10 protein-coding genes are annotated in these 14,639 nt (G+C 35.6%); 6 read left to right on the forward strand and 4 right to left on the reverse strand.

The features are described from left to right. Positions 1 to 25: 25 nt before the first annotated feature. The 6 genes from A8143_RS06425 to A8143_RS06450 all read left to right on the forward strand — a co-directional run bounded on the left by A8143_RS06425 (position 26) and on the right by A8143_RS06450 (position 10,144). Positions 26 to 3,472 carry a hypothetical protein gene (locus A8143_RS06425; RefSeq protein WP_066757264.1) on the forward strand — a complete coding sequence of 1,149 codons (3,447 nt, stop codon included), beginning with the start codon at positions 26 to 28 and terminating at the stop codon, positions 3,470 to 3,472. Positions 3,473 to 3,604: 132 nt separating this feature from the next. Further along, complete coding sequence (locus A8143_RS06430) at positions 3,605 to 4,744, forward strand: cystathionine gamma-synthase (protein ID WP_066757267.1); 1,140 nt, start codon at positions 3,605 to 3,607, stop codon at positions 4,742 to 4,744. 4 nt (positions 4,745 to 4,748) lie between these two features. Next, the gene (locus tag A8143_RS06435; RefSeq protein ID WP_066757270.1) at positions 4,749 to 5,063 is read left to right on the forward strand and encodes a rhodanese-like domain-containing protein; all 315 of its coding nucleotides are present in this window, start codon (positions 4,749 to 4,751) and stop codon (positions 5,061 to 5,063) included. Continuing rightward, a complete protein-coding gene (locus A8143_RS06440; protein ID WP_066757273.1) occupies positions 5,044 to 5,772 on the forward strand; it encodes an SDR family NAD(P)-dependent oxidoreductase in 729 nt (242 codons plus the stop codon). The genes A8143_RS06435 and A8143_RS06440 overlap by 20 nt, the downstream gene beginning before the upstream one ends. 133 nt (positions 5,773 to 5,905) lie before the next feature. Next, entirely contained in the window at positions 5,906 to 8,035 is a 2,130-nt protein-coding gene (locus tag A8143_RS06445; RefSeq protein ID WP_066757275.1) for a M43 family zinc metalloprotease, read from the forward strand. Positions 8,036 to 8,038: 3 nt separating this feature from the next. Continuing rightward, entirely contained in the window at positions 8,039 to 10,144 is a 2,106-nt protein-coding gene (locus tag A8143_RS06450) for a zinc-dependent metalloprotease (protein WP_066757278.1), read from the forward strand. 376 nt (positions 10,145 to 10,520) lie between these two features. Here A8143_RS06450 and A8143_RS06455 read toward each other — a convergent pair whose 3' ends face one another. The 4 genes from A8143_RS06455 to A8143_RS06470 form a co-directional block, all read right to left on the reverse strand. Then, positions 10,521 to 11,003, reverse strand: a complete 483-nt coding sequence (locus A8143_RS06455; protein WP_139134286.1) for an OadG family protein — start codon at positions 11,001 to 11,003, stop codon at positions 10,521 to 10,523. Between the two features lie 15 nt (positions 11,004 to 11,018). Beyond that, positions 11,019 to 11,204, reverse strand: coding sequence for a hypothetical protein (locus tag A8143_RS06460; protein ID WP_066757288.1), 186 nt, complete (start codon positions 11,202 to 11,204; stop codon positions 11,019 to 11,021). 90 nt (positions 11,205 to 11,294) lie between these two features. Continuing rightward, entirely contained in the window at positions 11,295 to 11,597 is a 303-nt protein-coding gene (locus A8143_RS06465; RefSeq protein WP_066757291.1) for a hypothetical protein, read from the reverse strand. Between the two features lie 77 nt (positions 11,598 to 11,674). After that, entirely contained in the window at positions 11,675 to 14,635 is a 2,961-nt protein-coding gene (locus A8143_RS06470) for a ligand-binding sensor domain-containing protein (protein ID WP_175437500.1), read from the reverse strand. Between the last annotated feature and the right edge of the window lie 4 nt (positions 14,636 to 14,639).

Below are 14,639 nucleotides of genomic sequence, written 5' to 3' on the forward strand. Positions count from 1 at the left end.
TTTATACTTTCAGAGATGGACCGACTTGAAAAACTATTGTCAGAAAATATTATTTATTTATGTTTTATTCCAAAGTGTATATAGCTATACGCAGGAGCAAACAATAAAGACATTTCCTATTACCAATGATACTATACAATTTGATACAGTTTCGGTTTACAGGTCTGGCTTTCAAGTTTTCAACAATAAACGGGAGATTAGGAATTATTATTTAAATGGTATTGATGCGAAACTGGTCGTAAAAGATAGTTTAGTAGGAGGTGAAATTGAAATAAGATATACCAAAATGCCGTATAATTTCAATCAGCCGTTCGCGCACAAGTCAGATAGTATAATCGTTTCTGACACCATTTCAACTTTCGACCCATTTATATACTCTGTCTCTACATCAAATCCTAATACCGACTTATTTGGTTCTTCCAAACTCAATAAGCAAGGAAGTATATCAAGAGGAATTACAGTTGGCAATGCCCAAAACTTGAGTGTTCAATCTACTCTAAACCTACAGCTAGATGGACAAATTGCTCCAAATTTATTTTTGAAAGGGTCAATATCCGATGATAATGTACCGTTTCAACCAGAAGGAAACACACAAAAATTACAAGAATTTGATCAAGTGTATCTTCAGATCTACAACAGTGATTTTGCATTGATTGGCGGAGATTTTTGGCTTAAAAAACCAAAAGGCTATTTTCTAAATTACAATAAACGAACCCAAGGGGTCTCTATTGAAGCGAATCATGATTTAGGATGGATTGGGTTCAAAGGCCAAGCTGCACACAAAGTTAGTGGGGCATTTTCGAAAGGTAAATTTTCAAGAAATATTATACAAGGTGTTGAGGGGAATCAAGGTCCTTATCGTTTAACAGGAGCGGAAAATGAATCCTACATTGTGATTCTTGCTGGAACAGAAAAGGTGTATTTAGATGGTAAGTTAATGACAAGGGGCCAAGAATTTGATTATACCATTGATTACAATACGGCGGAAGTAACATTTACGGCAAATAACTTAATTACAAAAGATGTGAGAATGGTTATTGAGTTCCAGTATTCAGACTTGAACTATGCCCGTTCGTTGTTCGCCTATAACGCAGAGTTTACTGGTGATCGATACCATACTTGGGTGAATGTTTACTCAGAACAGGATGCAAAAAACCAAACTATTCAACAAACACTTACAAGCGAAAAAAGGCAAATACTCAGCGAAGCTGGAGACAGCCTTTTCGATGCTTTTTCGTCGAGTATTGATAGTATCGGTTACTCCGAAAACCGTATTCTATATAACTTAACCGATTCTTTGGGTTATGATTCGGTTTTGGTTTTCAGTGTAAACCCATCTACGGCTAATTTCCAAGCATTTTTTTCAGAAGTTCCTATGGGGCAAGGAGACTATGTTTTTGACCGTTACACTGCTAATGGTAGAGTCTATAAATGGGTAGCTCCAATTGACGGGGTATCTCAAGGAAATTACGCACCTGTTCAATTGCTCATTGCTCCGCAAAAAAAGCAAATGTTTGTGGTGGGATCTTCCTATCGTATCGCTCCTCACATCAATAGTTCTGTTGAACTTGCTTTATCCAATCAAGATCAAAACACATTCTCCGATTTACATGCCGAAGACAACCAAGGAATTGGATTAAAATGGAAACTGAATGCAAAACAACCCCTGGGTAAAAAAAGAAAGCTACAACTTATAACCCATGTAAACTTTGAGTACAACGAAGAAAATTTCAAGCAAATTCAATGGTTCAGGTCAGTTGAATTTGATCGCGACTGGAATGTACGAAATCAGAATTTTAAAGGGAATCAATACTTATCTAATATTTCTCTTAAACTTCTCAGTAGAAATTGGGGAGCAATTAATTATAATTTTGAAAATTTCACTTGGGGAGAAGATTATTTTGGGATAAGGAATAATGGAAATATAACCTTTCAAAAATCCGGTTGGAAACTCATTGCAGATGGAAGCTTATTAACTTCAAAGGGAAAAGAAGAAACTTCATTTCTTCGTCATAATATCGACTTTTCTAAAACTATTGGTAAACTAAAACTTGGATTTCAAGATATTCATGAAACAAATCAAAAAAAACTGTCAAATAACCCAGTACTCGAATTAAGTTCTTACCGCTTTTATGATTGGAAAACTTATATCTCAACTTCTGATTCAACAAAAAATCAAATGGAAGTGTACTATCGAGAACGATACGATTGGTTGAGTGATTCGACTTTATTAAAAATTGCTGCAAAAGCAAGAAACATTGGACTTACAACAGGTTTAACAAATAACCCAAATCATTCTTTAAGATTAAACGCGAACTATCGAAGTTTAACCATAACAGATACAAATCTATTTAATAGTGCTCCAGAAAACACATTATTAAACCGAATTGAACATGTCATGAAGTTGTGGAAGGGGGCAGTTACTGCCACCAGTTTTTACGAATTGGGATCAGGATTAGAATTAAGACGCGAATTTGTTTATATAGAAGTTAACCCTGGGCAAGGAACATATACTTGGATTGATTACAACAATGATGGCGTTAAAGATTTGGGAGAATTTGAAATAGCCATATTTGCCGATCAGGGAAATTTTATCCGCGTTTTTGTTCCAACCAACTCCTACATAAGAACTTATTCCAATCAGTTCAATACAAGTCTTATCTTATCCCCCCAACGAATCTGGCGATCAGAAGAAGGAATAAAAAAATTCATCGCACGATTTAGCAATCAAACAGTTTACAAAATAAATCGTAAAACAAACTACGAAGAAGGTCTACAATTACTTAATCCTTTCTTGTATTCCATTTCGGACACTAACCTTGTATCCATTGGATCAACTTTTAGAAATACCCTGTATTTTAATAAAACGAATACGGTGTTTGGAATGAATTATACCTATCAAGAAAACGGCTCTAAAATACTATTATCAAATGGCTTTGACACACGATTAAATACCTTTCATGAGTTTCAAATTAGATGGAATTTAAGTAAATATTTCAATTTGCGAATTGACAATACATTAGGGCGTAAAAAAAGCGGTTCAGATTATTCAATTAGCAGAAATTATTACATCGAATATTTTGAAACAACCCCCGTTTTTTCTTATCAACCAAATAGTGCTTTTCGAATTGCATTAAACGGAAAATACAGCGAAAAAGTGAACAATTCTGATCTTGCTGAAAAGGCTGTGATTAGAGATATCGGTGCTGACTTAAGGTATAATCAGGTTCGAAAAGGCAGTTTTTCAGCTCGTTTCAACTTTATTGTGATCAATTACAACGCTTCAGAAAATTCGTCCATTGCATTTGAAATGCTAGAAGGACTGAGAACGGGCAATAATTTTACTTGGGGACTATCTTATCAACGAAAAGTCGCTAAAAATCTTCAATTAAACTTTAATTATAACGGAAGAAAATCTGAAGAAAATAACGCCATTCATTCAGGGGGTATGGAATTGAGGGCATTTTTCTAACAGTGTCCGTAATGATTAAAAATTGGTAAATTAAACGTCAAAAAACACTAAAATCACTCCGTTTTAACTAAAAATTGACGAAAAAGATTAATTTTGTTGAAACCATAGAAAGACGATTTGGAAGAGCAGAACATGAAATTTGGCACAAAAGCAATTCATGCTGGTTTAGTACCAGATGAAGCAACCGGAGCCATAATGACACCTATTTACCAAACAAGCACTTACGTTCAAGAAGAAATTGGCAAACATAAAGGATATGTTTATTCTCGTTCTTCTAATCCGACAAGAGACGCTTTAGAAAAGAATATTGCAGCACTTGAAAATGGGAAGTTTGGAGCATGTTTTGGAAGTGGTATTGCAGCCATTGATTGTGTGCTAAAAATGCTCAATCCTGGAGATGAAGTGATTACCAGCAATGATTTATATGGCGGAACTTATCGTCTATTCAAAACCATCTTTGAGAAGTATGGAATTGTCTTTCATTTTATTGATTTATCTGAAATTGGCAATTTGAATCAAGTGATTAATTCCCGTACAAAATTGATTTGGATTGAAACGCCTACAAATCCAATGATGAATATTATTGATCTTAAAGGCGCTTCTGAAATAGCTAAAAATCACGAAATCTTATTTGCTGTTGATAATACTTTTGCCAGTCCTTATTTACAAAATCCATTGGATTTAGGTGCTGATATTGTTATGCACTCAGCAACCAAATATTTGGGTGGTCATTCCGACATCGTGATGGGTGTTTTGGTTAGTAAAAATAAAGAAATTGCAAACGACATCTATCGCATTCAAAATTCAAGTGGAGCCATTACTGCTCCAATGGATTGTTTCCTGGTTTTACGGGGAATAAAAACACTTCATCTGCGTATGCAGCGACATTGTGAAAACGGAGCAAAGGTGGCTCAATTTTTAGCCCAACATCCCAAAATTGAAAAAGTCTATTGGCCTGGATTCGAATCACATCCTAATCATGCAATCGCTAAAAGTCAAATGCGTGATTTCGGAGGAATGATATCCTTTTCATTTAAAGACAATAAAATTGAAGACGCATTAAATACCGTTAAAAAAGTAAAAATTTTTACTTTAGCTGAATCATTGGGTGGTGTAGAATCTTTAATCGGACATCCTGCAACCATGACACATTCAGCCATTCCAAAAAAAGAACGTGAAAAAACAGGAATTGTTGATTCTTTAATTCGACTCAGTGTTGGGATTGAAGATGCTGAAGATTTAATAAACGACTTAAAACAAGCTTTAAAATAAATATATGTCAGTTAACGAAGTAAGTCCTCAAAATGTATTGGACGAAATTGCAGAAGGAACCCTTTTTGTGGACGTAAGAGAGCCATTTGAAATTGATGAAGTTGCTTACGATATCCCAGGGCAAATTCAAATTCCGCTTGGTGAATTACCAAATAGAATTGGTGAGCTACCAAAAGATAAACGTTTAATTATTGGATGCAGAAGTGGAGGAAGAAGCATGAATGCTTGTCAATTTTTAAAAATGCAAGGGTTTGAAGACGTTAATAATCTCCAAGGTGGTATAATGAATTGGGTTGATAATGGATTCCCAACAAAATAAAATTGCTTATATAACCGGTACATCTCGTGGAATAGGTCGAGCGATTGCAGAATTACTTTTGCAAGAAGGGTACATGGTCTATGGTATCGGACGAACTAATGAAATCCAGCACCACCATTTCTTTCCAATAAACCTTGACTTAAGTGACCTAAAAGCAGTTGAAGCCTTCTTTTTTGACGCGGTTGGACGGGAAGTTATACTAATCAATAACGCAGGAATAATTGGAGAAATTGGTCCTATTGGCGTGATTGCTAACCATACCATACAGTCAGTTATGACGGTAAATGCATTAGCGCCCCAAATGTTAATTAATAAATTTATTGACACCTACCGCAAGCAGGATATTATAAAAGGTCAGATTATAAATATTAGCTCAGGTGCAGGTAAATATCCTATAGATGGGTGGGCAAATTATTGTGCATCAAAGGCGGCTATAGATATTTACAGCGAAACGATAGACCTAGAATTTAAGCTTCATCAACTTCATAATTGGCACATTCATTCAATTGCCCCAGGTGTTGTAGACACAGGAATGCAATCAGAAATCAGATCTTCGAATCCTGAACTATTTAAATCGCATCAAAAATTTATAGATTTAAAAGCAGATAATGAGTTGAACAAACCTGAAAACGTTGCTACTAAACTTTATGAAGTTATTGCTGACCCAAAGCGATTTGATCAGACAATAATCTCAGTTCGTGATTTTTAAATGCACCATAGATTTCAATCTTGTAATCCCACTGAATAAACATTTGGGACAGTTTAAGTGTTTTACTTGACACAACTGCGACTTTCTTCGTAACTTGTGGTACTATACGCTAATTAGAATACGAAATTCAACCATGAAAAAAACAACGCTACTTGTCGCCTTGGCGAACATGTGCCTATTTGCGGGTGCACAAACAGATTTTCCTACAGCTGAAGAATTAGAACATCCACATTTTTGTGGCACAACTGAAGAAACACAAAAAGTATACGAACAATTTCCAGAATACGCCATTCAGGATTCACTTGATGATTTAACATTTGAAGTAGATTATCAAAACTTTATCGAATCTTGGAGTCCTGACGACAGATCGAGCTATATCATCCCTGTAGTTGTACATGTCGTTCATTTGGGAGGACCTGAAAATATTTCCGATGAACAAATCTACAATGCTTTAGAAAATTTAAATGCTGATTTTAATAAAGAAAATGATGATTTAGGCTTTACAATCCCTGAATTTGCAGGAATAACTGGTAATGCAGATATTGAATTTAGACTGGCCACAAAAGACAATAGCGGAAATTGTCACCCCGGTATCACACGAACATTTTCAGAAACCACCTACGACGAAGGAATGGTCGACGGCGGCCATGCCATTGTAGAAGCCGTGCAAGAAGCACAAGGAAATTGGCCACAAAACAAATACATGAATGTCTTTGTTTGTATAGACCCAAGTGGAAATGCAGGGTATACATACCGTCCTGGCAACTGGTATCCAGCTGCTGGAATGTATGGTTCAATTTTCATGCGTCACGACTATATGGGAGTAATAGGAACTTCAAATGAAGGACGACGTCACACTTTAAGTCACGAATGTGGTCACTGGTTAAACCTTGCGCATCCATGGGGAAACACAAACACACCGGGTGATCCTGACAACTGTGGAACCGATGATGGTGTAGATGACACGCCAAACACAATAGGATGGACAAATTGCTCTGATTTATACGGTGAAACTTGTGGATCTTTAGACAACGTTCAAAACATCATGGATTACTCATATTGTTCTACCATGTTTACTGAATTGCAAGCTGCACGAATTCAAACTGCACTTCTAGGAACACGTGGACAACGTTATAAACTAATAACACCTACAAACCTCGCTGCAACCGGTGTAGATAGTGATGGAGACTTATGTGAAGCAGAATTTATTTCTAATCAACGCGTGATTTGCGCTGGGCAATCTATCGATTTCACTGATTTGTCTTATCATGATGTGGAAACACGAGCGTGGGTTTTTGATGGAGGTATGCCTGCAACATCAACAAGCGATGCTCCAACGATTACCTATAACACACCGGGTAAATATACGGTTACCTTAACTGTTGCTAACGGAATAGACAGTGAAATTGAAACTAAAGAAGAGTACATTATTGTATTACCTAATATTGGAATTGGTCCTGCTATTGAAGAAGGTTTTGAAACATTTACTTCATTCCCTGATGATGAAAAATTTATTATCGAAGATGATGGGGAAGATGGTAGTTGGCAACTAACTAGCGAATATACTTACGCAGGTGACAAAGCTATTTGGCTAAACAATTATGATAAAAATACTGGAGCTAAAGATGCCGTAATGTCTGGAACAATTGATTTAAGTGGAGTTGATCCATCAGATGAGATTGTATTCAACTTTAAATATGCTTACAAGCGAAGATATGGCTCAAATGACGAATGGATTCGCTTCTACATTTCTAAAGACTGTGGTGAAACATGGATCTTGAGAAAAAATTTACACGGTGATGATTTAGGCCCGGAAATACAGGAAGGTGAATATTTCCCAAGTTCTCCTAGTGAGTGGAGAAGTGTTGATATTACCACAATAAATTCATCTTATTTTGTGTCAAATTTTAGATATAGAATAGAATTCGAAAATGATAATGGAAATAATATTTTCATCGATAATATCAATCTCTATCCTGCCTCATATGCTTCTCTTAACGAAGAAGAATTGACCTTAGATATTTCGGTATATCCTCATCCTTTGCTGGATAATGCAATTATTAAATTAGATTTAAACTCAGCAGATAATTACTCGATTAAGCTGTACAATTCTCTAGGGGCCGAAATATCAAATGTTTACGAAGGCTACCTGCCTGCAGGTACGCAAACAATAAATTGGTCAAGTGCAGATTTGGCGCCAGGTATGTACTTGTTAAGAGTTGAATCAGAAGGAAAAATTCAAACAGTTAAATTAATCAAATAGTTTATGAAGCAAATTATAGCAGCTATCGGATTATTAGCTACAACTTATAGTGTTCAAGCCCAAACAGAACATTGGTGTGGTACCGATCATTATATGGAAGAATTGTATAAAACGCAACCTGAGTTGGAAACGAGTATGCATGAACACCTTTTACGTTTAAGAACTGAAGGAACAAGTTATAGTGACCGTGAAGACGACTTCATAATTCCCGTTGTTGTACATATCCTTCATGATAATGGTGAAGGAAATATCTCATACGAGCAAGTTCAAAGTGGCATTGATATGTTAAATGAAGATTTCAACAGAGAAAACAGTGATGCCGATGAAACGAGAGATACAGAAGAGGCACCTTTTTTATCTTCAGCTGCTGATATGGGAATAAGATTTGAATTAGCAAAAATTGACCCTGATGGTAATTGTACAAATGGAATACAACGTAGAAACGTAGGTTCTTTAAGTTATAATTCCAATAATCGTCAAAAACACTATTCGACCGGTGGATTGGATGCTTGGAACAGGAATTACTATATGAACATTTGGATTGTAAACTCTATAGAATCAGAAGGAGGTGTAACACTTGGGTACGCAGAATTTCCATATTCTGGGGGTTCATCTAATTACGGTGTAATCATTCGGCATGATGCATACGGTGATGTTGGTACGGCATCAGGTGATCGTACATTGACACACGAAATAGGTCATTGTCTAGGATTACTTCACACATTTCAAGGAGGATGTCATATGGGTTCTTGTAGCTCAAATGGTGATTATTGCTGCGATACTCCACCAGTTGTATCTGCACAATGGTCTTGCGATACGGAACAAAACACGTGTGACGAAATACCAAGTGGAGATCCATACGGATTTGATGCAAAAGACCAATTTGAAAACTTCATGAGTTACAGCCCGTGCCAGAACATGTATTCAAACGATCAAAAAGATATTGTGATTAATAATTTGAATACAATAGGATTTCTTGAAAACCTTGTTGATCCCGATCATCATGTTTTAACTGGTGTTGGAACGCCTGCGGTACTTTGTAAAGCCGATTTTTATGCTGATCGCCAATTAATTTGTGCCGGTGATGAGATTGAATTTATCGATGCGTCTTTTGATAACGTAACAGGCTATTCTTGGAATTTTGAAGGAGGTAGTCCATCTATTTCCACAGAAGCCAACCCAACTATTACATTTGATGCACCGGGAACTTATGACGTTACGTTGGAAGTTACAGATGGTATTGATACAAGAACTGTTACATTTGAAGATTATATCACTGTCATGAATGTTCCAGGTACAGGATTACCGTATTCTGAAGGTTTTGAAACATTAGCATCCTTCCCTGATTACGATAGGTTTTCTATTATTGATGAAGATTTAGATGAAGCGTGGGAAATTAATGATGAAGTGGCTTACACTGGAAACCGTTCTATTTGGCTAAAGAATAGAGGGGTTAACAATAATTCATACGATAGTTTCATATCTGGTACAATTGACTTAAGCGACGTTGACGAAGAAGATGACATGATTTTTAGCTTTAAATATGCGTATAAAAGAAGAAATGCATCAACAGACGAATGGCTAAGATTTTACATTTCCAACAACTGTGGTGAATCATGGGTACTGCGTAAAAACATACATGGCGATGACCTAGGACCTGAAATTCAAAATGGCTCTTATACACCAGAGAGTAATGATGAATGGTTCGAAGTTGTTATAGAAAACATCAGTTCTTCATTTTACACTGAAAACTTCCGTTACAAAATTGAATTCCAAAATGACAACGGAAATAACATCTATATTGATGATATTAATTTATATCCCGTAAGTATGTTGTCAATAGAAGAACATAAATCGTATGTCTCTGCAATTTATCCCAACCCTGGAAGTGATATAGTTAATTTAGCCTTAACAGCAACTGCATACCAAAACCTTCAGGTCGAAGTTTTAAACACTCTAGGTCAACCTGTATTTACGATCTATGAAGGAGAAATAAATACAGGGAGTTACAACTTTGACTTTAATGTAAGTCATTTGCCTGGGGGAATGTATTATATAAGAATCAAAGACAACTCTGGTTATACGCTGAAAAAATTCATTAAAGAGTAAGCTATTAATTAAATTAGAATTAAAACCGTCTCTTGTCAAAGTGGCGGTTTTTTTATGAGAAACTTTTAATACCTCAAGGCAATCGAAACTAATAATAGTGATCAATCCCTGCTCGTCAAACTAGTGGTAAATATATCAAACTTTAATTAAGCCTTTTGATACTTTACATACACTAAAAATATAAGATACACCGTTAAGCTAAAGATAGGCATTTTTTATGCCGGCGCGAGGTGCATTGACCAGAACCCCGGACTTTTATCCGTCCGACCGGTATGACACCCCAGGACTTTGGGCAAGTCATGGGCGAGAAAAAGCGTTGGCCAAAGGTAGGCGTGAGCTTTAGCTACTGTGGTTAGCTTGCGTTTTTTACAATGGGTTATTTGGTCATTCCTGATTCCGGAATATTAAAAATTGTCAGAACAGACTCTAAAGGACTTGTTAATCCAACAGCGCCGGATGCAAGAAAGAAGATGTTTTTCTCTAAAAACTCATGATATTTTTCGTTTTTCAAATGAGTTATATAATCATCTGATTTATTTCCCCATTTACTATAGAACGGAAAGTGATATTGTCTGTGAAGTCTTAATTCGGCATTCTTTCTATAGTAGAAATGGGTGAAATTGAATGTAATATTTGAGGTTAGCAAATCGGTAATTATTACAATTCTCAATGTGTTACTGTCTGGATCTCTACTTTCTTTGACTTCTCCAGTATCAATATTGTAAAATACGAGTTTGGATTTTGCTTTCCGTCTGAACACTTTACGCGCAATCCAAGGCATGTAAAGCGAAACAAAATAACCCAAAAGTATTCCTAGAAATAGAAATACGAAGCTCATTATCCAACTGAATGTGTCCATTCTATAAACTTAAGGTTAATTCAGTTCTGATTCAATTGCTGTATCATTACAAGCGTCTTCCGCTTCTGAACGAGAGTATCCATCTTCAATCATTACAGATACCCATGATTTCTCATAGTTGGTCGAACAAGAAGGAATTAGTAATGTGATAACTGCAATAAGCATGATGGCTCCAACTAATTTAATTTCAGGTGTTTTCATTTAATCTAATTTAATGCAAGCTAACAAGCATATAAAAACAAAAAAAGATGTCCTAAGACATCTTTTACTTAAATATATTTTTTAAGAAGCTTAGAAACCTTCGTTGGTTGCTCCTTCAGTCTCCGCTTGAGCTTTATCGTCGTTATCCTCTTCCATATCATCATCATCTTCGTCCGGGTCTACGATCTGATCATCCTCATCTAAATCATCATCATCATTATCCGGATCAATAATCCCTCCAGTATATGGATCATTACCTTGTAAACGAGTATTACCATGACAATCCTCTATCATGTGCTCCTCTTGATTAACAATTTCTATCTCTTCTTTTGTACAAGAATCGATCACGAACATTGTCACCAAAACCAACGATATTTGTAATAATTTTCTCATTCTCTAACTGCCAATTTTTGCAATCTTACTATCAAAGATACAAACTTATGTCAAGTTGCGCAAATTTTTAACATTTATTATTCAAATTTTCTAGTACCCCCTAATTTCAGAATCACCTTAGTACCAATACTATTGCCTTCTTCGTCATTCATTTGAAAAGGTCCAACTATCAGCAAATTTTCACCTGTTAGTTTTCGTAAAATTTCGATTCTACGATTAGTAATTTCCATTCCTTGAGATTCATGATCCCCTTTGTGCTCGTTTGACTTGTGTTTTAGACTATTATCAATTCCTAAACCGTTATCTGTAACTTCAAAAACTACTTCGCCAAATTCCTGATGAATTTCTACGTTAATTTTCCCCTTTCGTTCCAATGATAAAACACCATGAATAATACTATTTTCTACAAAAGGCTGTAAAATCATTGAAGGTATTTCAATAGATTCCGTATCTAGTGAAGGAGAAACTGTCACCTCATATTCAAACTTATTAGAAAACCGCATCTTTTCAAGTGATAAATAGAGTTCAATTCTTTCGATTTCTTCTTGCAATGTGACAATGAAATTGTTTGCTGCTGAACTATCCAAGTTTTTGCGAATTAGCTTAGCAAAGTTGGATAAAAACTTATTTGCCGAAAGTTTATCCGAACTATTAATAAAATATTGAATCGAATTCAAGGAATTAAAAATGAAATGCCTGTTCATACTTGCATTTAACGAACGTTGCTCTAAAAAAAGCAATCTATTCCTCAATGCTAATTTCTCATTATCTTCTTGTTGTTTGATTGTTCGAATTCTTGCCTGAAAGAAATAAGTTAAAATCAAAATAACACCAACCGACACTAAAAAAATAAACCACCAAGTTTTCCAAAAAGGCGGGGTAATCACCACCCTCATGGACTGAATTGATGACCAATCTTCATTTTTATTCTTCGCTCGCACTTGAAAGGTATACGATCCGGGTTGTAGAAAAGAATATGTCGCATAATTTGTTCGTGACAAAGGTGACCATTGTTCATCTGCACCTAATAAGCGATATTCATATAAGACGCTCCTTGGGTCCTTTAAATTAATCCCTATAAAATCAAATGTTAAGTGATTCTTATTGAAGGGTAATTCAATTTCTAAGGGAACATCGAATGTCGAATCTAATATTGTTTCATAATCTTCATAAACAATTTCTTCCATAAACAATCGCACACCTGTTAGATGCAACATTGGCTCTTTACAATTAAAAAGGTCATCACTTAATTTTGGATCAATTCTTACCAAGCCACTTGCCGTTCCAATCCAGATTCTATTGTTCCGGTCTTCGTAAATTGCATTAATATTAGACTCTTCATTAAGAATTCCTTCAGGAGTACCGTAATTTAATATACGAATGTTATTCGCCGAACTTTCATCATATTTTACCTGATAAACACCTTTCATCCCACAAATCCAGATATCACCATCTTGACTTGTAATGAGTCCTAAAATGTTTTTAGAACGGTAATCTCTAGCATCTAAAGGTAAGGCGACAATTTTGCCGTTACCAAATCGTATAAAAAGTCCATTTTCTGTTCCAATCCACAAATTATTAAACCGATCACTTGTCAGCGAATAAATCTTATTTTCTGGCAAAGAAATTCGCTCATAGTTATTGTATCCCTCATTAATCGAAGATGAATAGAGACCTTCCGATGTTGCAAAATAAATTGTGTGATTTATCTGATAAATTTTATTTAGGTTTAAATCTTCAGCAGCAGTAAAAACAGTATCTCCCTCAACAACCACTAGGCCTTCATCTCCTCCCATTAAGATGGTGCCATTTTCCAATTCTAGAATGGTTCGAATTTTTTTTTGAAAACCTTTATAAATATCATCAACTAACTCGTAATCTTGATTTAAAACTGTTAATCCTTGAGAAGTGCCGAGCCAAATCTCGCCCTCATCTTCGTCTGTACGTATGGCCCATATTGTATTTTCTACCAACGATTTATTTTTTGCATTATACACAGTTGATTTCCCATTATCAAACCGCGTTAAACCCGCATCATAAGTCCCAAAAATAAATTCGCCATTTTTGTCTTCCGCAATTGCTAAAACCAAATTACTTCCTAAACCATCGTTTACGGTATACGAAACAACCGCTGTACCTGAAAACTTTAATAAACCTCTACCATCCGTTCCTATCCAAAGATTCCCTTCGCTATCAATATAGACACATGACAACCCGCTGTTCATCAAGCCATTACGGCTGTCAAAATACGTAACCTGCTCATCTTCCAATAAAAAAGCCCCCGAATTCGTAGAAATACCATAAACCTTATCTTCGTAAAAACCAACAGTAGACACGGTTGTATAATTTAAGTCAACTTTTTCAACTTCATTTTTTTCAAGATTATAAATGATTAAACCAACCTTACGCGCCGAGATGTACAACTTATTATTTTGAATGGATAACCCTCTGACATTTAACTCGTCATAATTCGGTATTTCAACATCGACAAAACTGTTTCCATTCCAAACATAAACACCTTCTTTACCTCCGCAAAACAATAAAGAATCTTGGTAGTTTACAATCGATCTTAAAAATAGATTTCGCTCAAAATCATTGGACCCAACTTTTTTGAATTGTTTGTTCTCAAGAGTTATCAACCCAGTATTTGTAGCAAAATAAACTTCATTTTTAAAGGTGGAAATTTGCTTAATTCGATAAGGATCTTCGAAATTAAAAGTCTCTACTTTTTGGTCTTTAAATAGCGCAACACCTCCTGCAGTAGAAACCCATAAACTGCCATTATCTTCGACAAATAAGTCACTAATATTATTATCTGGCAAGCCATCATCAATCGAATAATTTACAAATTCGATTCCATCAAAACGGCTGAGACCTGACGCCGTTCCAATCCATAAATAACCGTGTTGGTCTTGGCAAATATCTCTTACTTGAGATTGGGCTAAACCATCTGATACAGTAAACGCCTTAAAATTATAATGCTGGCAAAATCCACCCGAACTAAAAACAAGTAAAATTATCCAAAGAAGACGATACACGATT

It is taken from the genome of Crocinitomix algicola, assembly GCF_001661595.2.
Classification (GTDB): Bacteria; Bacteroidota; Bacteroidia; order Flavobacteriales_D; family Crocinitomicaceae; genus Crocinitomix; species Crocinitomix algicola.

What these genes read in the sequence shown, in the direction of transcription:
- A8143_RS06460 (WP_066757288.1), bottom strand. Translation starts at nt 11,204, where the DNA reads ATGAAAACACCTGAAATTAAATTAGTTGGAGCCATCATGCTTATTGCA.
- A8143_RS06465 (WP_066757291.1), bottom strand. Translation starts at nt 11,597, where the DNA reads ATGAGAAAATTATTACAAATATCGTTGGTTTTGGTGACAATGTTCGTG.
- A8143_RS06435 (WP_066757270.1), top strand. Translation starts at nt 4,749, where the DNA reads ATGTCAGTTAACGAAGTAAGTCCTCAAAATGTATTGGACGAAATTGCA.
- A8143_RS06455 (WP_139134286.1), bottom strand. Translation starts at nt 11,003, where the DNA reads ATGGACACATTCAGTTGGATAATGAGCTTCGTATTTCTATTTCTAGGA.
- A8143_RS06430 (WP_066757267.1), top strand. Translation starts at nt 3,605, where the DNA reads ATGAAATTTGGCACAAAAGCAATTCATGCTGGTTTAGTACCAGATGAA.
- A8143_RS06440 (WP_066757273.1), top strand. Translation starts at nt 5,044, where the DNA reads ATGGATTCCCAACAAAATAAAATTGCTTATATAACCGGTACATCTCGT.
- A8143_RS06450 (WP_066757278.1), top strand. Translation starts at nt 8,039, where the DNA reads ATGAAGCAAATTATAGCAGCTATCGGATTATTAGCTACAACTTATAGT.
- A8143_RS06445 (WP_066757275.1), top strand. Translation starts at nt 5,906, where the DNA reads ATGAAAAAAACAACGCTACTTGTCGCCTTGGCGAACATGTGCCTATTT.